Genomic DNA, 23,924 nt, shown 5'->3' with positions numbered 1-23,924 from the left:
GTCGCAGAAAGTCTCCGCGACCCGCCATTCTAATTCCGGTTATCTATCAGACGAACGGTCGGCCAATAGCCGTCGGCATGCGTCCGCCATCGAAGATATTCGCAACACGAACGCGAGGCGGATACGCCTCAATCACTTGGTTATTGCCAAGGTAGATTGCAACGTGGCCCGTGTAGAAAATGAGGTCGCCACGCTTACGTTCGTTGAGGCCAACTTTGCGGAAGCGCTTGTCCGCTGCCATATTGTTGGCGTCATGGCTGTGATATGGGTCATACCAATGGTTGTATGGATTGTAACCATCGAGATTCATGCCTGTCGCATACAACGATTGCATGACCAGACCGGCACAATCGACACCTTGTCCAGGCGACAACGCGTAATCCCACACATAACGAGATCCCATATATTGGTATGCACGACGAATTGTCTGCTCGATAGCCTGATTACGACTCGCATCCACACGAATGCGGGAGGGAGTCGCATAGTTCCATGGCGCCGGACGGTTCTTGAACGTCACCGAACGGTGACTCACCTGGAAGTACTGCGGAGGATTCTGCCAGCCATATTTATCGGTGGCACCATTTGCATCGAACCAATAACGACACCCATTAATCATATGAGTACTGGATTGCAAACGTTTACCGGTTTTACCGTCATACGCCTTGTACACTTGATCGCCAAGACGAGCCCACCCGGAATGGCGGTACCCTGTCTTAGGCTCAAAATAATAATAGGCACTGCCAATCCTCACTTCGGCTCCGGAACGCTTCTTACCATTGGCGTCGTAATACACATACCGACCGTTGGAAAGCTTGCGCCAACCGGAATAGCGAACACCTGTATCCGTGGTGAAGTAATAGGTGGCACCACCAATATTCTGGTCACCCTTCAGTGGCACGCCCTGATCAAGGTAGAACCAATCGCCGCCAATCTTCTGCCAACCGGTCGCAGCCGCGGTAACACCATTACCGACGGTGACGCCAGCCGCCGCTGCTGAAACCGTGCCGATGAGCCCCATAGGAATGAGCAGAGCGAGAGAAACGGCGAATATAACAAACGCCGAAATCCGTCGTTTCGTTTGCTTGTAAAACCACTGTAGACGCATGTGAATTCCTTATACGATACTCGAATTCTGTTCTCTTATTTGCTGTTCAGGGTCTCAAGCGTAACTTGCAGACCCGTGTTGTCGTTGTAGATCCAAGTGACGTCCATGCCGTTCCATCGTTCGGTTTTCAGCCCGTCATCCATTTTGGCTCCAAGGATTCTTTGCTTCAAATCATCGGGCATACCATACTTGGCGAGCATGCAGTCCAATGTCTTTTTCGAGGAGTCCTTACCAGAGAGCAACGTCATGGATTTGCCGCCATCCTCCGTAACCATGACCTCCTTGTCGTAGGCCGTTTCGCTGAACGCGACATCCGGGTTGCATTCAGTATTGACCTTCGACACTAAGGCCGGAGCCGCTGCTTCAGCACGTTTCTCCTGAATATAGGGGGTGCTTTTCCAGACAACAGTTCCGACGATAATCACGAGAACAATAATCGCTACAAGAATCCAATGAAGTGGGGTACCCTTCACATGTTTGCTCTTGTGCTCAGCTCGCTGTTCCATCATAAGGAGCTCCAAGCAACATGCTCTTGCTGCCACTGAGTTCTCAAGCCAAGAGTTCGATATTCATTATACGAAGAGTAGAGATGCTCTTTGCTGGAAGGATTGTATAAGCGATAGACATCCTTAAGTCCGTCAGAAGCATAGCGGAATGCAATGCCTTCTCCGCGCCAACCACGTTTTTTCAGAACATCATACTCATACTTATCAGGAGTATACATATGTAAACGACGAGTTCCCCCCTAAATATAGTCGGTATACAGGAACTCCAGTTTTTGTCGCTTTGAATGCGATTCCTTCATTCTTCCAGCCTCTGCGCTGAAGAGTAATATACTCATTCCGACTTGACGTATAAAAATGTCGGCCAACGCCTCGATGGTAAAGACGATAAACAGGCACGGCATCTGCATTATTCAGCTCAGTGTATTTTACCGTCAATTTTGCAACAATCCCGGCCCCATGTGCAGTCAACACAACGGCAACCGTAATGGTATTCTTCGTGCCGTTGTTAAAATACACCCAATTGCCTTCGGAATTGGCGCCGCCCTGGCATCGACCGACAGCACACAATGTCGTTGACTTGTTACCGAGGAAGTAATCACCATGCGAAGAGCTGTTCAGCCATGAAGAAAAATCACCTGCAGAAGCAAATCTGGCACCGTTTTTCTGGTCACCAAGATAGCCGGCATATGCATAATCGGACTGAGCTCCATTATTTCCAAACTCACCACGTGCCGCGATGATAAAGGAAGGGCGGGTTCCGCTCACAGTGCCCGCATTACGAATGGAAAACTTGCCAGTGTGATTTGGACGTACTGTGAATTTGTATACAGTAGCGGTCTGAGGAGTAGTATCAGAGGACGTTGTGATGATTCCACCTGCAGCATCCGCTGAATACGTACCTTGATATCCGGACTGGACAGAAATAATGCCGTTGTCCTTCAAGCCCGCGACCTTGCATCCCGTCGCACTACCGCACACGGATGCAAGACGACCGGTCAGCCCACTCGCATACTTCGTATATGCATTGTTGAATCCCACGATATCTGTCCACGAACTCTGCGTATTCGTCCCATGGGTATTTGACGAAGATTCATCAGCAGACTTTTCTTTATCGTCCTCCGTCGATTCCGAAGTCGAATCAGACGAATTGTCCTTGGACGATTCCGCCGCCTAATTATCAGTAGAAGCGGATTCATCGGCCTTGGCACCCTTATCAGGAAAAGGTGTTTCTTCGCTATCTGAAGTAGAGGCTCCCGTGGGCGAATTAATAGTGGAGGCTGTCTTTTCCTGTGTTTCTTCCGCCCAAGCAGTAGTATGTTCTGCTAAGGCTACAGGAGCTAAAAGCATTATAGCGGCCAAGCCTATTGTCAACCGAGCAATAGTGCGTCTATACACCATCTGTCAATGGCCCTTTCCTCGTTTCTCATTCGTTCTCAACGAGAATGATACCCCCGTCCTCTTGACAATTTAAGGCGATTTGCGGGACAGAAAGAAAAACACGACGCCGACTCAGGAAATGTGTCGAGGAAACCTGAGAGTCGACGCCGCGTTCGTGTATCAGTGTAGACGGAACATGTGTACAAACATCTCACTATGAGACGGAGCACATGCGTGCCATACCGGACTCCGCTAAAGCGGGCCTACTCCGTAATCTGCGTAATATGCATAACCGAGTCGTTGAGCAACGCGTACCCATGCTCGTGATCGACACGGATGGAGAACAGCCCGGCATTCTCGTCATTGGTGAAACCAATCATCGTGGTTTCATCGGGATTGTCCGGATCCTGCTTGCGCAATGCAACGAAAATGCGGAAATCGCCGTCGTTGAAAATCGACACTGGCATCTCGAAATGCGCCACCTTCCGGCCTTTGCCGACGGGCACGGTGAATGCTTTGGCACCCGGGTCGTAGGTGATGCCGCCGCGTTTGAGATCGAGCAACGACATGGCCATGTAGCATTCGTCAAGGTCCGTATCGGTGATTTCGTATTCTACGTCGAACCGGAACGGCTTAGAGATATCCTCGACGAGAGGCACGCTGGGCTTGACCTTCAGGAACGGAATATGCTCGCTCAACCCAGTCGGATATTCCGATTTCTTCTTATCGTCCTTCTTGTCTTTCTTCGACGACTCGCTTTTGAAGTTCTCCAACGTGTATCGGTTGGCGACTTCGTCCTTATCGCCGTTAATGACGATTTCGCCGTCCTTGATGAGAATGGCTTTGTTGCAGTACTTCTTCACCGAATCCATGCTGTGGGTGACGAGAATCACCGTCTTGCTGGGGTCCTTTTTAATCTGGGTGAAGAAGTTGTCGCACTTGCGCTGGAACGCCTCGTCGCCGACAGCGAGCACCTCGTCGAGTACGAGGATATCGCCCTGCGCCTTGATGGCCACGGAGAAGGCAAGACGTACCTGCATACCGGAAGAGTAGTTCTTCAGCTTCTGGTCCATGAAGTCTTCGAGCTCGGCAAATTCGACGATATCGTCGTACATGTCCTCGATTTCCTCGTGGGTAAAACCCAAGAGTGCGCCGTTAAGAAAGACATTCTCGCGTCCGGTGAGCTCCGGATTGAAACCGACACCCAGTTCAATGAACGGGACCAGCTTGCCTTCAACATCGATGACTCCTTTTTCCGGCACGTAGATGCCGGAAATCAGCTTCAGCAGCGTTGATTTGCCGGAACCGTTGCGCCCGACAATGCCGAAGAAGTCTCCGCGATGCACGTCGAAAGTGATGTCTCGCAGCACCTGCTGCTCACGATAGCCTTTGATGCCACGGGTCCAATTGATAAGCGCCTGCTTGAGCCCCGACGCCTGTTCGGTCGGCAGACGGAACATTTTGGCTACGTGTTCGACACGCAGCACAACATCGTCGGCGGCGACATCGTGCTTGGCGTTGCCCTGCATATTGTTTTCGACCATTAGAGCACCTCCGCGAACTTTCGGCTGTACTTACGGAAAATATGCACGCCAATCCATAGCAGCATCAGGGTCAACGCAACGGGAAACAGCGCAATCCACCAATGGTTGTACGCGGTCCATGTGATGGGTGTGGTGTCCGGGGCGATGAGATTGTGGCGGATATCCTGGATGATCTGTGCTGGAGGGCTGAGCAGCATCACCTTGATGATGAGTTGGGCCTCAGCCACGTGAGCCGGGCCGAAACGGTCGATGATCATGCTCAGCGGGTAAATGATAGGCGTCGCATAGAAGAACATCTGCATAAGGACTTCCCAAATGTGCTGGATGTCTCGGAAATACACGTTCAGTGTAGCGAGGATAAGTGCCGTTCCCAAGGCCAGAAGATAGAACTCGACAAAGTTCAGTGGCAGCAGCAGTACACGCCAAGTGAAATGCACCCGCGCAAATATACAGAAAATCAGTACCACGGCCATGTTGATGGCGAGACCGATGAGCGATCCGATGGTGGCTGAGACCACCACGATGTATTTGGGGAAGTTGATCTTACGCAACAGGTCGCCTCGGCCGGTGATGCCGTTAAGTCCCATGGTGGTGGCTTCCGCAAAGAAGTTCCACAGGCTGATGCCGAGCAGCAGCACCAACGGGAAGGTGGGCGTACCATCCGTGAACTTCAGGAATTTGGCAAACACCACGTACATCACGCAGAAAAGCATCAGCGGCTTCAGTACCGACCATGCGATGCCAAGGAACGACCCTTGGTATCGCAGCTGGAAATCAGTTTTCACCAGCTCTTTCAGGACCACCCATGAATAGTGGTATCGCTCCTGAATTTTTTTCAAACCGTTCATCACGAAAACCTTATCCTATCACTGCTCGTCGGAACGCTTTCCACGCAGCCGCTGCTGCAGGGAGTCACGCGTATGGCGGAAGATGTTGATGGGGGCCCAGCCCGCGGTGTAGACGACGTCTCGAATCGGCTTGGGTAGCGGGGCGACGAAATGATGCGCCGTCCACTTCAACCCAAGGTGGGCGCGACGGCGAATCACACGATGCGCCCTGTCCAGGAAGCCCGTGCGCAGATTGCCGCGTAGCGACTCGCAATTCGCCAACAGAGTCTCGCCGTGGCGGAATGGTCCCAGAGCCTTCAGCATCGCGTTGGTCGTGTACAGCAGGGAATCGACCTCTATGCGGGCATATCGGTCCGACATCACCCATGCCGGGTAGTATCCCTGTGACTGCGCGATGTAGCCGTTGGCGCGTTCGATGGCGTGGGAAATCGAGCCGTCTCCGCCCATCTGGCCTTCGGGCAGGAAGTCCTCATAGTGCCATCCCCATGCGAAGAGCGGCCGAAGGGCGTCCACGCGGAACCAGTAGCATGAGCCCATGGCCGACATCGTCGCTTTGCTTTCGTCGAGCGGTACCCGCAACTTCAGGCGCTTTTCGATGAGATCCTTCGTGTTCTTGAAGTTCGGGCCCCAATCGGTCGGAATGGTGTGAGCGAAGTACAGTGCGTGATACGGCGGCGGAGGGCAAGCTAGGCCAAGGCGGGGGTTGTTTGCAAACAACGTGAGGATGTTCTCCACGTAGTCCCTGGAACCGAGGGTGTTCTCCATCAGTTTATATGCGAATCCCTGGGTTTCGGTGCCGTGGTGCCCGCTTTCCTGATTCTGGCTGGACTTCTTGTCGTGGGCGAATCCGACGACCTCGTATTTTCCATTGAGAACCACGTCCTTGGCGGCGACGAGCAGGGCAGAGACATCGCGCCCGCGGTTCTTCACCGCGATGAATTCCACGTGACGGGTCATGCCACGCTTGGTCAGATATTCGCGGATGGTGTCGATCTTGTCGGCGGTCGTGGTGATGTACAGGTCGGTCTGTTCGGGGACTTCGGCAAGATACCGGTAGGTGTCGTCGAGCAGGTCGAGGAAGTAGATATGGTAGATGAACGCGGAGGACGGACGCTCGTTCTCCCGCGGGTTTAGCGTATGCAACGGCAGCACATAATCCAAGTGCATGTTCTTGCGAATGTCTTCGATATTGTACGACTGAAGAATCGCATCCCAGATGAGGTTCACATCGAAAGTGGTGTGATCCTTGAGGTAGTCGTACAAGTCCAGTGCCGGCTGGCCGGCTGTCTGGTCGAAGTACACGTCATAGTCGACGAAGAACGAACGACGCTTGAACACGGGACAGCGATCGCGCTCGATGAGCTGCTTGGGTACGTACAGCAAGGGGTAAGGAGAGATGTCCTTGTATTCTTCCTGATCGACGTATGCGCACCACGAGAAGCCGCGTTCGACGAAGTATGCCGTGAAGGGAATTTCATGCTTGTGGGTCACGTCCGCGTAGCTTTCCCACAGCGGCAGGTTCTCCCAGTATTCATGGAATGCCTGCGAAGAGACCAGCGATCGACGGTATGCGTGCCAGTAAGCCTGCAAGTGGGTGGGGATGAATTCGTCGTTGACGGTTTCCTCGTGGTAGGCGGTGATACCCCAGAAGTCCACGGCACGACGGTCCATCTTCCGGAACATCTCCTCGAATGGGTAGACAGGTCCGAGCACGGTGTCGTTCAGGCACAGTACTTCGTCGTATTCCTCAAGCTTCTTCCATCCGAGGGTGAGCATCACCTGCTTGTATGCGGCGGCGTCAAGGCCCTTGTTTTCGCGGATGATGATGCGATTGGTGTATTTCTCGAACAGTTTGCGAGATTCGCCATCAAGCTGCCCATTGACGACCACGACCAGATCGGTGACGGTGTACATAAGATCGCGCAGGAAGTAGTCGATGAATGACGCGGCATGTCCGTTCCTGTCATAGAAACAGTAGATCGCCAGACGCTTCGCGTTGTCGGAATCAATCACCTGTGCCGTTGCTGAGCCTTTGGCGGGATCTCCGCGTTGTATGAGCTTATGCTGAACCCTGTTCACCAAAGAGTTCGCCTCCTCCTTCAATTGCCTAAATCCTGCTGTGTTCATGGGGACGATGGTCCTGTACCGCACACCGACGTCAATCATGCCGAAGATACCTTGCAGCCGCCAAAGCTCGTCACCATCACTCGGCAGAATACCGTTGTCAAGTAGGTGCCGTGCGCGATCTCTGATGAGACGTGCAAGCTCACGGAGTACGACATCGGTTCCCCACGCCCTAGCGAACGCCAATGCGGCCGATTCCTCGTCGTATTCACTGACGCGCATCACCATTTCGGTGGATACATGCTGCGGAATCTCCTGCGCCAACCATTCGTAGCATTCCTGCACCGCAGGGGAAGCATGACTCTCGGCGTAATTTCCGAACGCAACCATAACCTGTCTGGTCGCATACGCAGTTTTGATGAAATACTCTATCCGCTGACGCTGAGTACCAGTAACTCCACGACCCCAATGATAAATTAATGCCGGAGTGGAAACATCAAACACCATGGATTTGGCACAAGCGGAAATAACAAATGCCTCATAGGCATCTTCCAGCCGCTCCAATCTATTAGTTGTCATCTGCGCGAACGCTGTCACGGCAACAGAGCGCTTTACAGCAGCACAGACACAAGTCCATAGAATTCTCTCTTCGTAACGGTCGGAGAACATCGCATAAAGAATCTCATCGCCGTACAACGGCGCTTTACTACGATTGTATTTTTTCTCCATATCGTTCGAAAACAGTGGGTCAATGCTGTCTTCCTGTGCGATAGAAAGCCCGTAACGAACGATATCGGCGTTACCGCTAGCACCAATAGACCTATTAATATTCACTAGGGCATTTTCGGCGAATTCGTCATCCCCATCAAGAAACAAAATCCAATTACCAGTAGATGCCACTATGCCCGAACGCCGTGCGGCATGCCTTCCACCATTAACCGGCTTGTTGATGACGTGAATACGGGAATCCTGCTTCGCCATCGCTGACAGGATTTGCGCCGTGTCATCGGTGCTGGCATCATTGACCGCGATGATTTCAAAATCGGTGAATGACTGGTGAATCACGCTGTTGATGCACTGTTCGATGTACGGCGCAACGTTATAGGCGGGGATGACTATGGAGAAAAAAGACATGGTTCCCGTATTTTCCGCTCTACTTGGCACTATTGGTGAACGAAATCAGTCTTCGTATTCGGTCTTCTTGACGACGATGCGGCCTTCGGCAACGTCCTTGAGATGCTTGCCGTAGGGGCTCTTGCCGTACTTGGTGGCGGATTCCATGAGGGTCTCCTCGGTGATCCATCCGTTCTGGTAGGCGATCTCCTCCACGACGGCGATCGGCAGTCCCTGCGCACGCTGGATGGTGCGCACGAATTCGCCGGCCTCGTACAGCGAGTCCATGGTGCCGGTGTCGAGCCATGCGTAGCCGCGGCCGAGCGTGCGGACGTTGAGGGTGCCGTCCTCAAGGTACATCTTGTTGAGGTCGGTGATCTCCAGCTCGCCGCGGGCCGACGGCTTGACCTTCTTGGCGAATTCGGTCACGCGCTCGTCGTAGAAGTACAGTCCGGTGACGGCATAGTTGGAGGCGGGGTGGGCCGGCTTCTCCTCGATGGAGATGGCCTTCTTGTTCTCGTCGAACTCGACGACGCCGTAGCGTTCGGGATCGTCCACGTAGTAGCCGAACACGGTGGAACCCTCGCCGTTCTCCGCGGCCTTGACGGCGCCGCGCAGCGTGCGGCCGAGGCCGTTGCCATAGAAGATGTTGTCGCCGAGCACGAGCGCGCACGGTTCGCCGCCGATGAACTCCTCACCGAGGATGAACGCCTGGGCGAGGCCGTCGGGGGACGGCTGCACCTTGTAACTGAGGTTCACGCCGTAGTGCGAGCCGTCGCCGAGCAGTCGTTCGAAGTTCGGCAGATCCTTGGGGGTGGAGATGATGAGGATGTCGCGAATTCCGGCCATCATCAGCACCGACAGCGGGTAGTAGACCATCGGCTTGTCGTAGACGGGAAGCAGCTGCTTCGACGTGACCGTGGTCAGGGGGTACAGCCTCGTACCCGAACCGCCTGCAAGAATAATGCCTTTCATACGTATCCTCTTTCGCTTGCCGTATGCGGTATCTATTACGATATCCTTAGTTACCGAACTTTATCCTACTGACCAGCCTATATAGGGAGCGGCTAGACGATGCGTCTCTTCATACAAATTCCATGCTTGAACGAGGAAAAGACCCTTCCTCTCGTGTTGAAGGACATGCCGAAGGAGATTCCCGGCATCGATGACATCCAGCTGCTGATCATCGACGACGGCTGCACCGACAAGACCGTCGAGGTGGCACGCAGTCTCGGTGTGCAGCATGTGGTGCATCATGCGAAGCCGATGGGCCTGGCCCGCGCGTTCCGCGACGGCGTGGACTATGCGTTGAAGCACGGCGCCGACATCGTGGTGAACACGGACGGCGACAACCAGTATCCGAGCGCGTCGATCGCCGACCTGGTGCAGCCGGTCGTACGTCATGAGGCGGATATCGTGGTCGGTGACCGCCAGACCGGCAAGATCAAGGAGTTCAGCTGGTTCAAGAAGCGTATGCAGCATTTCGGCTCCTGGGTGGTGAACAAGGCCGCGGGCACGCACATCCCGGACGCCGCCAGCGGCTTCCGCGCATACTCGAAGTCGGCGCTCATCAAGCTGAACATCGTCACCGAGTTCAGCTACTGCATGGAGACGATCATCCAGGCGGGCAACAAGCGCATCGCCATCACGTCGTACGCCATCACCACGAACCCGAAGACGCGCGAGTCGCGACTGTTCAGCAATATCTTCGAACACATGGCGAAGTCGGGCGGTGCCATCATCCGCAGCTTCCTGATGTTCAAGTCGAACGTCATCTTCAAGTGGGCGGGCATCATCTTCGCCATCGCCGGTCTGATTCCGATCGTCCGATTCCTCGTACTGGCGGCGATGGGCATGACCGAGGGACATCTGCAGTCGCTGATGCTTGGCGTGGCGCTGCTCATGCTCGGCGCCCTGTGCTTCGCGCTGCAGATCATCTCCGAGGTACAGCGCATCCAACGCCGTCTGGTCGAGGACGAGTTGGAGCGCACCAAAGAAATCCAGTACTCGCTCCCCTATCAGAAGATCTGGGCCCAGCAGGACGAGTTCGGCGGCTACACCGGCGACCCCACCGGTCTGCCCGGTAACAGCACTGCCCTGTCCGGCGAGCACGAATAAGGATTAATACATGAACATCACTGAGATTATTCCTGATTCTGTTTTCCGTTTTGGACGAAATCTGAAGAATCATAAAATGCTCGCCGCTGCTAAAAAAGCCAACGCAGCAGCACAACGCGATTTTCTGAAGCAGCCAGAAGAATCTGGACTATACGAAGGACATAGGCCCAATCGAATTATCGTGTCCTTCACCACTTACCCAGCACGTATTGATAGCGCCTATCTGGTTGCCGACTGCATGCTCAAGCAAACGGTCAAACCGGATAAACTCGTACTTTATCTGGCAGAATCCCAATTCCCCGGCAAACATTTGCCGGATGAATATGAACCCTTAAGAAAACGCGGGCTTGAAATCCGCTGGTGCGGCGAAGACTTGTTGGCGCATAAAAAATATTTTTATGCCATGCAGGATTTTCCCGATGACATTGTCGTTACTGTAGATGACGACGTCATCTATCCACACACTCTTATCGAAAATCTCTATAAGAGTTACAAACTTCAGCCAAACGCGGTTCATGCAACACGAGGACACCGAATCACGATTGAGAATCAACACATTCTGCCGTATAACCAATGGGAAAAAGATATCGTAGATAATCGTCCTGTAGCTGGATACCAATATCTTGCAACAGGCGTGGGAGGCGTTCTTTACCCTCCCCACTTACTACCAAAAGAAACATTCGACACCAAAAATATCCGTGACCTAGCAATTAAAGCAGATGATCTGTGGTTAAAAGTCATGGAGATAAAGAACGGCATTCCCACTGTTTTAACGCAAGAGTCCTTCCCCTGCTACGAAATTGCTGGCTCACAAAAAACTGCTTTAGTTTATGACAACGTAGGCAGAGGGCTCAACAGTAAAATACTTGGTGAGTTACTGAAGCGATATAACTTGGAAGAGAAGCTGATTAAGCTCATCCATAATTGATGGATACGCTAATGGAAGCAACGTGGCGGCCTTTTCTGTCACAATTTCAGAAAGACCGCCAGATTTTATGAATAGCTTATTTCCTCTGCATAGCGCAACATCAAGAGCTGAAACAACCTGAGCCATGAAGGTGAAGACATGCGAAAAGGTCTTGTACTGAATCTCATCAGCAACATCGTGTTTTTCGTTGCCGGATATGTGATTCACTATTTCCTCGGGAATACTATGCCTGCAGCGAGCTACGGCATAGTCGGAACAATCATGACCGTGCTGGATTTCGAATATCTGTTCCTGTCCAATGGCGCAAGGCAATCGTTGTCGAAGGAAATTTCGATGCGGCGATTCGACATCGGCGACGTAATCCGCAAGAGCATCATGTTCCAGCTGCTGCTGGTGCTCGTGTTCTTCGCAATCAATTTCTTCGGTGCTCCATTGTTTGGGATCGTGCTCAACGATTCTTCGCTGGACTTCTACTTCCGTATTGCGGCGTTCCTCGTACCTGCCAACGGCATGTATGTCCTTCTCCTCGGCATCAACGAAGGCATTCAACGATTCAGCACCAGCGCACTTATCAGCACCATATATCCCGTCGCAAAACTATCGGTGATTCCGCTGATCATCTTCGTGTTCAGGAACGATCCCGTTGCCGGCGTGGAAATCGGATACCTTCTGGCTCTGCTGTTCTGCATCGTGCTTGGCTGTCTGTCTCTGATTCGCCATCGCGGCGAACTCCATTCGACAGGCGGTGAGAAAATCCGTTTTGGCACGGTCGCTCATAACACGTTGAGTTTCTCCGTATTCTTCATCGTGGTGTCGCTCGTACTCAGCATGGATACGCTCGTCGTCAAATCCGTGGTCGAGCCGGCCTCGATGACCGGCTACTATACAGGTGCCGTGAATTTCGGCAAGCTGTCGTACTATTTGATGACCGCGTTCTTCACCATCATTCTGCCCGTTGTCGCCAAAGCGATCGGCGAGCATGATACCGATACCGCCATCAAACGGGTCAAGGAATTCCTACTGCTTATTGCGGTGTTCATATTGCCGATTCCGGTGGTCATCTCCGCAAGTAGCGAAAATCTGCTTGTTTCCTTCTACCACACGGACTTCGCTGTGGCCGCACCCGCATTGAGCTTCTTGTCCCTGTCAAGCTTCTTCATGGGTATGACCGTGTTGCTCAACATGGTCCACACGAACTTCGCATCCAACCGGTTCTCCGACGTGCTGTCCGTCGTCTCGCTCGTCGTGGTGATTCCGTTGTTCATCGTCGCCGGAAAACTCGGCGGAATCACATGGATCGCTGCCGCGAGCATGTGCGCCACACTGCTGACGATGATTGCCTCATATTGCGCAGTCGTCCGCAAAACCGGGAATCTCATCACCGGCAAGGTGAGCATCGCCGTGATCGGCGCCATTGCATTGTGGGTAATCGTTCGTATCCTGTTCTCCACCGTTCTGCACACCACGAATCTGTTCGCGCTCGCCGGATTGTATGCAGCGGTGTATGCCGTATATATTGGGATTATGGTGGCAACGAAGGTTGTAAGCGTACCAAAAGAGTTGCTAAAGCGAAACTGACCTCCGTTATGCAACTTCCTCCCGTCTAATCTCAGCGGGGATAGTTGGCACATGTTCTAAGGCAGGGTTTACGGGTCACTGGCTGTTAACCAGTGTATGGACACACAATTACATCAGGAGCCGGTTCCTTCCGGCGGCGCCGACAGCACCCGCGTCCGCAGCGAGTTCCTGCGCAACAGAGCCATCATCAAGTCGATCCTCTCGGGCATGCCGGTGTCGGAAGCGGCCCGCCGCCACGAAGTGAGCCGCCAGTGGACACACGAGTACGAGAGGGACAGCGAGGCGGGCCTGCTGCCGCGTTCCCGGCGCGCCCAACGGATCGTGAATAGGACCGACCTGAAGGGGTTGGTTCGGCCGGAGCCCCGCAAGCGGCCGAAGTCCTCGCACGCGGGGTTCGAGGCCGCCCTGCCGAACGAGACGTGGCAGTCGGACTTCACCCACTGGCCGGCCGCCGGCGGCCGGGACATGTGTGTTTTGTCAAGTTAGGGTAGGCCATTTCAGCGTTTCTTTTGGGGGTGCGGACGAAAGGTTGGACGCTTGGGCGTCCGGATTGGAGTCCGTGATGTATTCGCAGGAGATGAGGTCGCGTGTCCTTGATCTGCATTTTGTGGATGGTTTGAGCGTGCGCGCGATAGCTGGGATGGAGGGCATGCCCGTGCGCGCCACGATTGACGCGTGGATGTATGACGGCCGCGGTGCCAACCGCCCACGCCGGTCGGATACGGGACGTCATATACGCTGGAGACCAAGTTAGGGGCCGTGTGCATGCTGTTGCGTCGTGGCGACGCGAGGGCGGTCGCCGCGACGATGGGGGGGCACGACGTCGAGCGTGTACGCGTGGGACCGCAGGTATCGTGAGGAAGGCGGCGCCGGGATGGTCACGGGACGCAAGGGCGATATGAAGAAGCCGGATGCCCCATCGGCGGACGGCTCGGACGCGGAGGCGCTGCGCCGTCAGGCGGAAGCCCTGCGGTTGGAGAACGCAGACGATCAGGGTTTTAAAAGCCGATGACCCGCGCCTCAACCCGTCCGAGTTGACGAATAGGGAGAGGACGCGGGCCGTCGACGCAATCAGGAGTGAGTTCGATCTGGCTTACGCGCTTCGGGCGACGGGGCTGAGACGCAGCACCTACTACTACGAGCGCGGCGTCATCGCCGCAGGAGACAGGTACGCCGCCCTCAGGGAACGCGTCTGGCGCTTGTTCGAGCAGGGCGGGCGCGTGTGGGGCTGGACTATACACCGGATGCTGCGCCTCGACGCGGAGAAGGTAGTGCACCGGATCATGGACGAAGAGAACCTCACACCCGTGTATCTGAAGCGTGCGAAGCGGTGGAGCTCCTGCGCCGGGGAGGTGGGCGAGGCGCCCGCGAACCTCGTGAACCGGGATTGCCACGCCGACAGACCGAACCGGCTGTGGGTCACCGACGGCACCCAGTTCACCGTGGACGGGTACAAGTGCTGACTGAGCCCGGTGGTCGACTGCTTCGACGGGATGGTCATCTCGTGGACGCTGTCGCGTTCACCGAACGTGGACATGGCGAACCGGATGCTGCTCGATGCCGTCGCATCGCTCGGGGACAGGAAACGGTCAATCGTCCATTCGGACCGCGGCGCGCACTACCGGCGACCCGGTTGGATCGCGATATGCGAGAGGCACGGTCTGACGCATTCGATGAGCGCGAAGGACTGTTCCCCCGACAACGCGGCCGCCGAGGGGTTCTTCGGCAGGCTTAAGAACGAGTTCCCATGGGCGTAACTGGACGGGCGTAGGATACGACGAGTTCCACGAACGCCTGGCCTCCTACCTGACACACTATAATGAAACCCGTATCAAGAGAAGTCACTGGGCTGAATGAGCCCCGTGCAATACCGCAAACGCCTTGGACTGGCAGCCTAGCCGTCCAAAAAACATCCGCACCTCCATCCTTGAAAAACACGCAAATAGACGACGAAAAAGGCCCTTTATCCATTGCTGATAATTTGACCGCCAGCAATTAGCACATGAATTGGAGATGACTACACATGATTAAATGGATTGAAGAGACGATTCATCTATTCAACGAGACAAAGACAACACTTCAAATTGAATTTGCACACGCTACTCCAGAAATCCGGAAAATGGTCAATGGCGTCAAATTCATATCCCAGCAATGGAAAACACTAAAGCACTTACGGCATCCAAACAATCGGAAATTATTCAAACTGCATTTTATTATCGTGATTGTAGCGATAATGCTAGTCGAAGCTCTCTTCCCGGAAATACCAATCGATCTAAAAGAGTTTACATCTCCCGTCCTTGGACAGAATGGGCCCCCTTCTCTTTCATCGTGAAGATGGGTAATAATATCGCTGATATCTTCTATGTTATTTTTGGCATAGCGAATGCCATTTTTGTTTCACTCGGCGTAGCAACATTAATCAAGTATGGGCTACAGCTGATAAGCTGGCAATGGTCCGCCGCCGGAACAATCTTCACCTTGATAGTGACAATACTTAATTTTAAGTTTTCTATTGCACTGAAATTATGCATATCCGTTGGTGGAATTGGGTTATGGAATGAGCCCGCATATTATTATGTGACAATTCCATACGTATGCGGGGCTTGCATGATTTATGTTTCAGTGATGGTCCTTTTAGAGAATTGTATCGACATGATAGTCTGCCTAAATGCTCTACTGAAACGGACCACTATTACGGCGGTTTCAAAAACAGATCCTGACATTTTGTTGTGGGAAGACCAGCTGCACCCACTACTAGCGGAAACTCGCATGAAAGCACTAAGTAGAAAACAATGAATCGGATAACTTTTTACGTAAGTTCACGCAATGAACTGTAATGTCTCGGACTGATGTGGTCTGGTTTTTGTTCCGTGTTTCGCCTCATTGATGGGAGACTAGGAATATGACTGGAAAGACCCGTTATACGAAGGAGTTCCGGGAGAGGGCGCTCAGGCTTCTGGAGGAGTCGCGTGCGAATCATTCGTCGGAGACGAAGGCCGTGGCCTCGGTCGCGCAGGGTCTGGGCATCGCCCGGAAACGTTGCGCCGCTGGAGGAACAAGGCCGATCGGACGACCGCCGAGCGGTCCGCGGCCAACGCGGAGGAGACGGCCGCCGAGTTGAAACGTCTGCGCGCCGAGGTCGCGGAATTGCGCAGGGCGAACGAGATCCTGACGACGGCGTCGGCTTTTTTCGCGGCCAGACTCGACGGCGGCGCCGACGGGTGCGTGCATCACTCGGACCACAGCAGCCAGTACATCAGCCTCGCGAACTCCACGCACGTCGCGGACGCGGGCATGCTCCCCTCGACCGGCACGGTCGGCGACTCGTACGACAGCGCGCTGGCCGCGCGGACGAACAACACGTACAAGCGCGAGCTGATCTGGGCCAACAAGCCCTACCGGAGCATGGCCGAGCTGGAGTACGCGACGATGCGGTGGGTCTCGTGGTACAACACGAAACACCTGCACGCCTCCCTAGGCTAGGGGACACCACAAGACGTGGAGAACGAGTATTATCAAAAGCAGATGGCACAAGCCGTTTCATAGCAGAGACGGAACAAAAATCAGGCCACTTCAAAGAAGAGACGGATAGAGACCAATCTTCATGTGGCGATACGCAGTAACAGCTACAGATAAATAAAGGATAAATCATCAATCTGTTAACAGACGTTGAAAGTCTAACTTTATAGTCCTATTCTGTAAACAAGATTAGTATAGGAGTTACATCATGGCTGATGGCACAAAAATATCATTAGATCTTTCGGCTTGCACCCATCCGATTTTTAGTCCTCGTTCTTTGCCTCTCCGGGAAATCAACTTCTTTTACGGTAAAAACGGAACGGGGAAATCCTCAATTTCTCGAATTGTTCAGGAACAGTACTCTTCAACATATGATGTCCGCTGCTTTGCCGGATTCACGGAGGAAAACACTGATATAAATAAACCGTTGAACGCCATCGTATTAGGCACGACCAACGTGAAGGCTCAGAAACAAATCAACAAAATTGACGACGAGTTGCACAAGCTTCGAGAATCCATCTCAGAGCCTGCAGATAACAGCGATAACCTCTATACTGAGCAAGAGTCCGCCCGTCTCAAATGTGAAGACACCCGTAAAAAGTTAAATAAGTTCTACAAAACCTCGGCTTCTGTTATCAAAAATAAAACAAACCCCCAGATTGCCTCAGTTACGTACAACACCCGTGATTTTCAAGCTGAAATAAACAACGCACATCGTTTAGACGATACAAGCAAGAAGAATGCACAGGATGAATGCAGAGCTCTTCCCATGCCAAGCCCTATAACAATTGAATATCCAGCTATCGATATGCAAACACTTCCCCAGCAAATAAACCAGCTTCTCACCGAAAAAATCACCGCTGCGGCACAACCTAGAGGAATAGGGCAAGACTCCCAAAAACAAATGTTTGCCAAAGAAGGAATGACAATCCATAATCGCGAAAAAGACCGATATTGCGCTTTTTGCGGCAATGAATTAACTGAAGAACGCTGGCGGGAGCTTGATTCCTTGTTCAACAATACAGCTCGTAAATTTCAGACGCACCTCAATGACCTTATTGATACTTTGCGAAAAATTCAAAATCGGTTAGACAGCCTACCAAACTTGAATCCACAACACTATTACCCTCCCTTCCGAGAAGAAATCAAAGCCTTAAGCGAAAGCATTTCGGAGAACAAGGCCTCCGTACAACAATACTTGGCACTCGCCTTGGATCAGCTTGTGCAACGACAAAACAATTTATTCACTATACTACCAAGACTCGCCATGGATGTGCCCATGTGGGATGCCTCCGGGATTAACGAAAAATACAACGTTATTCGCATCCGCAACGAACAGTATGGTAGTGAGCTTAAAGATAAAAAAGAAGCTGCACGAAAGCGATTACGCTTCCATCACATCGCGAAACTGTTGGAAGAAAATAATTATGTTGCCATGAAAAACGCGAACGATATTAACGAAGAAATGCTGCAAAAAATCACAGCACGGGTTAACAGCGTACGTACACAAATAGCGGAATTGACGCAGAGGCGGGAAGAACAAATTCGGCATACCTCAAATGAGGAGATAGCAGCTAACAGAATCAACGATAGTCTTCGCTCACTTGGCAATTCGTCGTTTACCCTACGCTTACTACATAACGATAATGAGGCTCGTGGCCAGTATCAGATAATCAGCGATGATAAGCCACGTCCTATTGACACGCTCAGTACCGGAGAGAGAAATCTCGTCTCGTTTCTATACTTTATGCAACAACTCAGCGAACGCAATAACGTCAACAAACCCATGATTGTTATCATGGATGATCCCATGAATAGCAATGACGACGCATCCCAATATCTCATGTACAGCTATATCCAGCAGTATTACGGAGCGACGAAGAAAGGGCCAAAGCAAAAAAATGACGATGACATTTTTATCTTACTGACCCATAATGCGCATTTCTTCCTCAATGTCAGGCCCTACATGTGGAAACCAGACTATAAGGCAATAGCCTGCTTCCTACTTCGTAAAGCGGCCAACCATACCGAAATCCAACAAGTTGCCAATAAAGACACAGACGATATTAAAACTGGTTATGCAGCTCTTTGGCATGAATTGCGTTATGCCCATCAGCATAATCAGGCTGGTTTCATGTGGAACCCTCTGCGTAGGATAATCACTACGTTTTCGAATTTTGCTGGAGTGCCCTCTTTGGAAGAACTCATTTCCAAGGATGCAGACACTACGGACTGTGCTATTGCAGGGGAAATCAAAAAGGGGATGGATGTAAACTCCCATGAGTTATATGACATCGACGTAGACCCCAATTGCTATCAATGTGAAGATATTTTGCGCTTTGCTCGATGGTATTTTGCTCAAGTAGGATATTCAGCACATTTTGATCATTTCTGGAAACAGTAATTACACGAAAAAGCAAGGAACCATACTCATAGAACCACTCACATCCACATGGCGTAAGTAAACGACTCACGGCAATTTGATTTTTTACTTATGATGCCATAATAGTAGTCAGGATTGCAGGTGTTTGAACGAGCTGTTTAAATGTATGCTGGTCCTACTCAAGTCGAGAGTGCGCTCTCGACTTTTTTATAGGATTGAAATTGGGGTTATAGGGGCTCTTCCGATTTTGGTGTGTAAGGGCCGTGCGGTTTCATTCGGTGTGTGATCGAAAAAATGAAGAAAACCGCGCGGCTTGGTAACGAGTCTAGTGCGTTCGACGGCCGGGTCCTGCTCGGCCTGGACAAACTGCGCCTGAACCCCGTCTTGCAGAAGCACGTGATGTCAGGCTCGCGGGCGGGCGTGTGGCTAATCGGCTGCGAGCCAGCGGAAGAGACTGCCCGGTATTGCCGGGAATGCGGGGCCGCGGGCCGGGTTCGCTCCTTCTGGCGTCGCCGGTTCGCGCACACGCCCGTCGGCCAGCACGCCGTGCACCTGCTGGTGCGGGTCGACGGTACGAGTGCGCGGCGTGCGACCGCTCATGGACCGACGACCTGACCCACATAGCCGACGAGGGCCGGCGGCTGACGGACCAGGCCGTGTGGTGGGCCGCGGCGGAGGCGGTGCTCAAGTCGAAGAGCGTGCTCGCGTGCGCGAACGACCTGCACTGCTCGTGGGGCGCGCTCAACCGGGCCGTGTTGGAGAAGGGCGTGGGCGTGCTGGCCGCGGACCCGCATCGGCTGGACGGCGTGGAGTCGATCGGCGTGGACGAGCACGTGTGGCGCCACACCCGCACGGGCAACCGGTACGTGACCGTCATCGTCGACCTCACCTCCAGAAGGAGCGGCAAGCCGGCCCGCCTGCTCGACATGGTCGAGGACAGGAGTGAGCGGGCGTTCGCCCAATGGCTGGCCGAGCGTCCGCAATCGTTCCGGGACAACGTCAGGGAGGTCGCGATGGACGCGTTCGCCGGATACAAGAAGGCCGCCGCCAGGCAGGTGCCCCACGCCGTGGAGATCCTCGACCCGTTCCACATCGTCAAGCTCGCCGGCGACAAGCTCACCGCCGTGCGCTGCCGGCTCCAACGCGAGGCCACGGGCCGGCGGGGCCGGCGCGACGACCCGCTCTACCGGGGCCGCAGGATCCTGCTCAGGACCGCGGCGCTCAGGACCGGCCGGCAGCGGGAGCGCGTCGACGCGCTGCTCGCCGACCCGGCCAACAAACCGCTCACGCTCGCGCACGGCGCCTACCAGAAAATCATCGCCTGCTACGCGCAGGAGGACAGGAGAAGGGGACGGGACATGATGGCCGAGCTCATCGAAGCCCTCGCCGCCGGGGGCGCCGCCCCGGGATGCCCCGAGCTCGCCACGCTCGACCGCACCCTGAAGCGCCGCATGGCGGACGTCCTCGCGTTCTTCGGCCACCCCATGGGGCGAACGGGCCGACAGAGGCCATCAACGGACGGCTCGAGACCCTCAGGGGCATAGCCCTCGGCTTCCACAACCTCGACAACTACACCACCAGGAGCCTGCTTCACACCGGCGGATTCCGACAAGCCATCCAAACCCACCTCTGACCACCGCCCCTACACACCAAAATACGAAGAGCCGTTTAACAGAGCCAAAAATTTTGCATTCCGTCGACCGAATCTTTGAGATGCCCATCACGAGATAAAGCAGTTCAGCAGCGGCTTTGTTTTACAAAACAGATGTCGCATCTATTAGTACAAGGTTTTCCTTAGAATTTTTCTTTGAAAAGTACGGGAATAAGACCATTACTTGACATCTGCTTTCCATCAATAGGGAAGTGGAAGCGGGTAACTTCTTCGACTGAGACTGTCTATGCGACTCATCCAGCTTCCTTCACGGACCCCACATGATTTACCAACACGATGACCATCCAAATTGGATTAGCCTAGAGATAGGCACTAGTCAAGACTAGTGGCCCCATATTTCAGTCGCGAAGGCTTGGTGAATCTTCCTCAAATTCTTCTTAACGCTCAACACGCTTTTCTCACGCACCAGCAGAAAGACACAGCCATTGGGAAACTGAACAACAGTATCCTTCTCGGCCAATCATGCCGACGGCTCCCCTCACAAAGAAGGGGAGCCATACGAGACAGCGACTACTCCCCCAGCTCCTTGGCCACGTATGCCTTGAGGGATTCCTCCCAGTCGGCGGGCTTGTAGCCGGCGGCCTCGATCTTGGCGAGGTTCAGGGCGCTGTGCACGGGGCGCGGGCTGACCGGGTTCTTGGCGTTCTTGAAGTATTCGGCGGTGGAGATCGGCTTGACCTTGTCGCCGTTGCCGTTGGTCTGGTCGAACACGGCGGCGGCGATCTCGGCCCAGTTCTTCACGGCGCCGGAACCGGTGAGGTTGTAGGTGCCGTACGGGGCCTTGCCGTCGAGCAGCGCGAAGATGGCTTCGGCCATGTCCTTCGTGAAGGTCAGGCGGCCGAACTGGTCGTCGACGACTGTCACCTGGTTCAGGGCGTCGTCGGCGTCGGCCACGCGGTTGGAAAGCATCATCATGGTCTTCACGAAGTTGTGGCCCTCGCCGATCACCCAGCTGGAACGCAGGATATAGTGCTGCGGAGCGTTGGCCACGGCGATGTCGCCGGCGGCCTTGGTCTGGCCGTACACGCCGAGCGGGGCGAACGCCTCGGTTTCGTCATGCTCCTCGACCGTGCCGTCGAACACGTAGTCGGAGCTCACGTGCACGAGCGTGATGTTGTGCTCCTTGGCCACCTTGGCAAGCAGGGCCGGGCCCTGGGCATTGGCCTTCCATGCCACCGGACGACCTTCGGCGGTCTCGGCCTTGTCGACGGCCGTGTAGGCGCCGGCGTTGATGATCGTGCCGTACAGGCTCCAGTCGTAGACCTCGTAGGCGGCCGGGTCGGAGAAGTCGAACTCGTCGATGTCGGTGTATTCGAAGCCCTGCAGATCGTGGGCTTCGGCATAGGCGCGGATGGCGTGGCCCAGCTGGCCATTGCAGCCGGTCACCAGCGTGCGCTTCGGAGCCATCGGCTTGGCGTCCTTGAGCATCGGATGATGCAGGTCTGCCTCCGAACGCTCGGACTCCTCCAGCGGAATCGGCCACTGGATGTTCAGCTCCGGATCGGCGAGGTTCACGAACGTATACGTCTTCTTCTGTTCGAGGCTCCAATGCGCGTTCACCAGATACGTGTAGGCGGTGCCGTCCTCCAGAGCCTGGAAGCTGTTGCCCACGCCGCGCGGCACGTAGATGGCACGGCTCGGGTCGAGACGGGTGGTGAACACCTGGCCGAACGTCTCGCCCGGGCGCAGGTCCACCCACGCACCGAAGATCTCGCCGGTGGCGATGGAAATGTACTTGTCCCACGGTTCGGCGTGGATGCCGCGGGTCACACCCTTCTTCGCGTTGAAGGAGATGTTGTTCTGCACCGGTCCGAAGTCCGGCAGCCCCAGCGCGGTCATCTTCGCACGCTGCCAGTTCTCCTTGAACCAGCCGCGGTTGTCGCCGTGCACCGGCAGGTCGAACACCAGCAGACCGGGGATGTTGGTTTCGGTGACCTTCAGTTCCTTCTCAAATTCAAATGCCATGATTGCTCCTCGTTCGTCGTTGTGCGCCATGTAGTGAACATGGCTTGCCGTGCGCCTGCGCACGTTCTCTCAGTCTGCCGAAAGCAGACAGCTCCCCCACCATTCGTGGGGGAGCCGAAAGGGATTACTTAATCACTGGCCCTGGGCCTTGTACTTGGCTTCGGTGGCGGCCTTGGCCGGCTCCCACCAGGCGCGGTTCTCGGTATACCAGGCGATGGTCTTCTCGAGGCCCTTCTGGAAGTCGGTGTGCGTGGGCTTCCAGCCGAGCTCGGTCTGCAGCTTGGTGGAGTCGATGGCGTAGCGGCGGTCGTGGCCCGGACGATCCTTCACCCAGTCGAAGTCGTCGCGGTCCTTGCCCATGACCTCGAGGATGTCCTGCAGCACGGTGATGTTGTTGCGCTCGCCGTTCGCGCCGATGAGGTAGGTCTCGCCGAGGCGGCCCTTGGTGAGGATGGTCCACACGGCGGAGGAATGATCCTCGGTGTGAATCCAGTCGCGCACGTTCTTGCCGTCGCCGTACAGCTTCGGACGCAGGCCGTCGAGGATGTTGGTGATCTGGCGCGGAATGAACTTCTCCACATGCTGGTAGGGACCGTAGTTGTTGGAGCAGTTGGAGATGGTCATGCGCACGCCGAACGTACGATGCCACGCGCGCACCAGCAGGTCGGAGCTGGCCTTGGTGGACGAGTACGGCGAGGACGGATGGTAGGGGGTCTCCTCGGTGAACTTGGCCGGATCGTCGAGCGCGAGGTCGCCGTAGACCTCGTCGGTGCTCACGTGGTGGTAGCGCACGTCGTACTTGCGTGCGGCCTCCAGCAGACGGAACGTGCCCTCGACGTTGGTCTTGAGGAACGGCTCCGGATTGGCGATGGAGTTGTCGTTGTGGGATTCGGCCGCATAGTGCACGATGGCGTCGTGGCCGGGAACGAGCTTGTCGAGCAGCTCGGCGTCGCAGATGTTGCCATGCACGAAGTCGACACGGTCGCCGAGGATGGCCTTGATGTTCTCAAGATTGCCGGCGTAGGTGAGGGCGTCGAGCACGGTGATGTGCACGTCGGGATGGTTGTTGTAGACGTAGTGGACGAAGTTGGAGCCGATGAAGCCGCAGCCACCGGTCACGATGATGTTCTTCGGAGAGAATGCTTCAGTCATAGGTTCCATGGTACCGAGATAGATGGAACTTCTAGGTCATGAATTTCTCCCT

Annotated in this window: 19 protein-coding genes and 2 pseudogenes; 11 read left to right on the top strand and 10 right to left on the bottom strand. The window is 54.4% G+C overall.

Annotated elements, in window-relative coordinates; genetic code table 11:
* Window positions 1-46: 46 nt before the first annotated feature.
* From KIH77_RS01735 to rfbA, 8 genes are all read right to left on the bottom strand, one after another.
* Window positions 47-1,105, bottom strand: a complete 1,059-nt coding sequence (locus tag KIH77_RS01735) for a C40 family peptidase (RefSeq protein WP_219099376.1) — start codon at window positions 1,103-1,105, stop codon at window positions 47-49.
* Between the two features lie 35 nt (window positions 1,106-1,140).
* Window positions 1,141-1,614 carry a hypothetical protein gene (locus tag KIH77_RS01730; protein ID WP_219099375.1) on the bottom strand — a complete coding sequence of 158 codons (474 nt, stop codon included), beginning with the start codon at window positions 1,612-1,614 and terminating at the stop codon, window positions 1,141-1,143.
* Window positions 1,611-1,829 carry a hypothetical protein gene (locus KIH77_RS10610; protein ID WP_219099556.1) on the bottom strand — a complete coding sequence of 73 codons (219 nt, stop codon included), beginning with the start codon at window positions 1,827-1,829 and terminating at the stop codon, window positions 1,611-1,613. Before KIH77_RS10610 ends, KIH77_RS01730 begins: the two co-directional genes overlap by 4 nt.
* Entirely contained in the window at window positions 1,816-2,649 is an 834-nt protein-coding gene (locus KIH77_RS10590) for a hypothetical protein (RefSeq protein WP_219099374.1), read from the bottom strand. Before KIH77_RS10590 ends, KIH77_RS10610 begins: the two co-directional genes overlap by 14 nt.
* 602 nt (window positions 2,650-3,251) lie before the next feature.
* Window positions 3,252-4,532: an ABC transporter ATP-binding protein gene (locus KIH77_RS01715; protein WP_219099373.1), complete on the bottom strand. Its 1,281-nt coding sequence runs from the start codon at window positions 4,530-4,532 to the stop codon at window positions 3,252-3,254.
* Window positions 4,532-5,380, bottom strand: coding sequence for an ABC transporter permease (locus KIH77_RS01710; protein WP_219099372.1), 849 nt, complete (start codon window positions 5,378-5,380; stop codon window positions 4,532-4,534). The genes KIH77_RS01715 and KIH77_RS01710 overlap by 1 nt, the downstream gene beginning before the upstream one ends.
* Before the next feature lie 18 nt (window positions 5,381-5,398).
* Window positions 5,399-8,578: a rhamnan synthesis F family protein gene (locus KIH77_RS01705; RefSeq protein WP_219099371.1), complete on the bottom strand. Its 3,180-nt coding sequence runs from the start codon at window positions 8,576-8,578 to the stop codon at window positions 5,399-5,401.
* Between the two features lie 45 nt (window positions 8,579-8,623).
* Complete coding sequence (rfbA, locus tag KIH77_RS01700; protein WP_219099370.1) at window positions 8,624-9,532, bottom strand: glucose-1-phosphate thymidylyltransferase RfbA; 909 nt, start codon at window positions 9,530-9,532, stop codon at window positions 8,624-8,626.
* 126 nt (window positions 9,533-9,658) lie between these two features.
* On the opposite strand from rfbA, the gene KIH77_RS01695 reads away from it, so the two are divergent.
* From KIH77_RS01695 to KIH77_RS10655, 11 genes and pseudogenes are all read left to right on the top strand, one after another.
* Window positions 9,659-10,675 (top strand): glycosyltransferase, encoded by a 1,017-nt coding sequence (locus tag KIH77_RS01695; protein ID WP_219099369.1) that lies wholly within the window; start codon window positions 9,659-9,661, stop codon window positions 10,673-10,675.
* Between the two features lie 10 nt (window positions 10,676-10,685).
* Window positions 10,686-11,603, top strand: a complete 918-nt coding sequence (locus KIH77_RS01690) for a hypothetical protein (RefSeq protein WP_219099368.1) — start codon at window positions 10,686-10,688, stop codon at window positions 11,601-11,603.
* A 138-nt stretch (window positions 11,604-11,741) separates the two neighbouring features.
* Window positions 11,742-13,181: an oligosaccharide flippase family protein gene (locus KIH77_RS01685; protein ID WP_219099367.1), complete on the top strand. Its 1,440-nt coding sequence runs from the start codon at window positions 11,742-11,744 to the stop codon at window positions 13,179-13,181.
* A 96-nt stretch (window positions 13,182-13,277) separates the two neighbouring features.
* Window positions 13,278-13,667, top strand: coding sequence for a hypothetical protein (locus tag KIH77_RS01680; RefSeq protein ID WP_219099366.1), 390 nt, complete (start codon window positions 13,278-13,280; stop codon window positions 13,665-13,667).
* A gap of 76 nt (window positions 13,668-13,743) precedes the next feature.
* A pseudogene (locus KIH77_RS01675) lies at window positions 13,744-15,079 on the top strand (IS3 family transposase).
* Between the two features lie 253 nt (window positions 15,080-15,332).
* Window positions 15,333-15,977: a hypothetical protein gene (locus KIH77_RS01670; RefSeq protein WP_219099365.1), complete on the top strand. Its 645-nt coding sequence runs from the start codon at window positions 15,333-15,335 to the stop codon at window positions 15,975-15,977.
* 106 nt (window positions 15,978-16,083) lie between these two features.
* Window positions 16,084-16,804, top strand: a pseudogene (locus KIH77_RS10400) (transposase).
* A 104-nt stretch (window positions 16,805-16,908) separates the two neighbouring features.
* The gene (locus KIH77_RS01660) at window positions 16,909-19,104 is read left to right on the top strand and encodes an AAA family ATPase (RefSeq protein ID WP_219099363.1); all 2,196 of its coding nucleotides are present in this window, start codon (window positions 16,909-16,911) and stop codon (window positions 19,102-19,104) included.
* Between the two features lie 273 nt (window positions 19,105-19,377).
* On the top strand, window positions 19,378-19,698 hold the full coding sequence (locus KIH77_RS10660; protein ID WP_236024422.1) for a hypothetical protein: 321 nt from the start codon (window positions 19,378-19,380) through the stop codon (window positions 19,696-19,698).
* Complete coding sequence (locus tag KIH77_RS01655; RefSeq protein ID WP_274607429.1) at window positions 19,587-20,627, top strand: ISL3 family transposase; 1,041 nt, start codon at window positions 19,587-19,589, stop codon at window positions 20,625-20,627. The genes KIH77_RS10660 and KIH77_RS01655 overlap by 112 nt, the downstream gene beginning before the upstream one ends.
* Entirely contained in the window at window positions 20,594-20,716 is a 123-nt protein-coding gene (locus KIH77_RS10655) for a hypothetical protein (protein ID WP_443623250.1), read from the top strand. The genes KIH77_RS01655 and KIH77_RS10655 overlap by 34 nt, the downstream gene beginning before the upstream one ends.
* A gap of 549 nt (window positions 20,717-21,265) precedes the next feature.
* Here the strand turns inward: KIH77_RS10655 and KIH77_RS01650 are convergent.
* Complete coding sequence (locus KIH77_RS01650) at window positions 21,266-22,720, bottom strand: sugar nucleotide-binding protein (protein WP_219099362.1); 1,455 nt, start codon at window positions 22,718-22,720, stop codon at window positions 21,266-21,268.
* Between the two features lie 132 nt (window positions 22,721-22,852).
* A complete protein-coding gene (gene rfbB, locus KIH77_RS01645; protein WP_219099361.1) occupies window positions 22,853-23,872 on the bottom strand; it encodes a dTDP-glucose 4,6-dehydratase in 1,020 nt (339 codons plus the stop codon).
* Window positions 23,873-23,924 lie beyond the last annotated feature (52 nt).

Origin of the sequence: Bifidobacterium pluvialisilvae (assembly GCF_019331695.1) — a bacterium.
GTDB classification, from domain to species: Bacteria; Actinomycetota; Actinomycetes; order Actinomycetales; family Bifidobacteriaceae; genus Galliscardovia; species Galliscardovia pluvialisilvae.
Note: the sequence above shows the minus strand (reverse complement) of the source record. Positions and strands in the feature narration are given on the sequence as shown.

Bases quoted from the DNA above. Each gene is read 5' to 3' on its own strand.
- KIH77_RS01735 (WP_219099376.1), bottom strand. From the start codon at position 1,105: ATGCGTCTACAGTGGTTTTACAAGCAAACGAAACGACGGATTTCGGCG.
- KIH77_RS01730 (WP_219099375.1), bottom strand. From the start codon at position 1,614: ATGATGGAACAGCGAGCTGAGCACAAGAGCAAACATGTGAAGGGTACC.
- KIH77_RS10610 (WP_219099556.1), bottom strand. From the start codon at position 1,829: ATGTATACTCCTGATAAGTATGAGTATGATGTTCTGAAAAAACGTGGT.
- KIH77_RS01715 (WP_219099373.1), bottom strand. From the start codon at position 4,532: ATGGTCGAAAACAATATGCAGGGCAACGCCAAGCACGATGTCGCCGCC.
- KIH77_RS01710 (WP_219099372.1), bottom strand. From the start codon at position 5,380: ATGAACGGTTTGAAAAAAATTCAGGAGCGATACCACTATTCATGGGTG.
- KIH77_RS01705 (WP_219099371.1), bottom strand. From the start codon at position 8,578: ATGTCTTTTTTCTCCATAGTCATCCCCGCCTATAACGTTGCGCCGTAC.
- rfbA (WP_219099370.1), bottom strand. From the start codon at position 9,532: ATGAAAGGCATTATTCTTGCAGGCGGTTCGGGTACGAGGCTGTACCCC.
- KIH77_RS01690 (WP_219099368.1), top strand. From the start codon at position 10,686: ATGAACATCACTGAGATTATTCCTGATTCTGTTTTCCGTTTTGGACGA.
- KIH77_RS01685 (WP_219099367.1), top strand. From the start codon at position 11,742: ATGCGAAAAGGTCTTGTACTGAATCTCATCAGCAACATCGTGTTTTTC.
- KIH77_RS01680 (WP_219099366.1), top strand. From the start codon at position 13,278: ATGGACACACAATTACATCAGGAGCCGGTTCCTTCCGGCGGCGCCGAC.
- KIH77_RS01670 (WP_219099365.1), top strand. From the start codon at position 15,333: ATGGAAAACACTAAAGCACTTACGGCATCCAAACAATCGGAAATTATT.
- KIH77_RS01660 (WP_219099363.1), top strand. From the start codon at position 16,909: ATGGCTGATGGCACAAAAATATCATTAGATCTTTCGGCTTGCACCCAT.
- KIH77_RS10660 (WP_236024422.1), top strand. From the start codon at position 19,378: ATGAAGAAAACCGCGCGGCTTGGTAACGAGTCTAGTGCGTTCGACGGC.
- KIH77_RS01650 (WP_219099362.1), bottom strand. From the start codon at position 22,720: ATGGCATTTGAATTTGAGAAGGAACTGAAGGTCACCGAAACCAACATC.
- rfbB (WP_219099361.1), bottom strand. From the start codon at position 23,872: ATGACTGAAGCATTCTCTCCGAAGAACATCATCGTGACCGGTGGCTGC.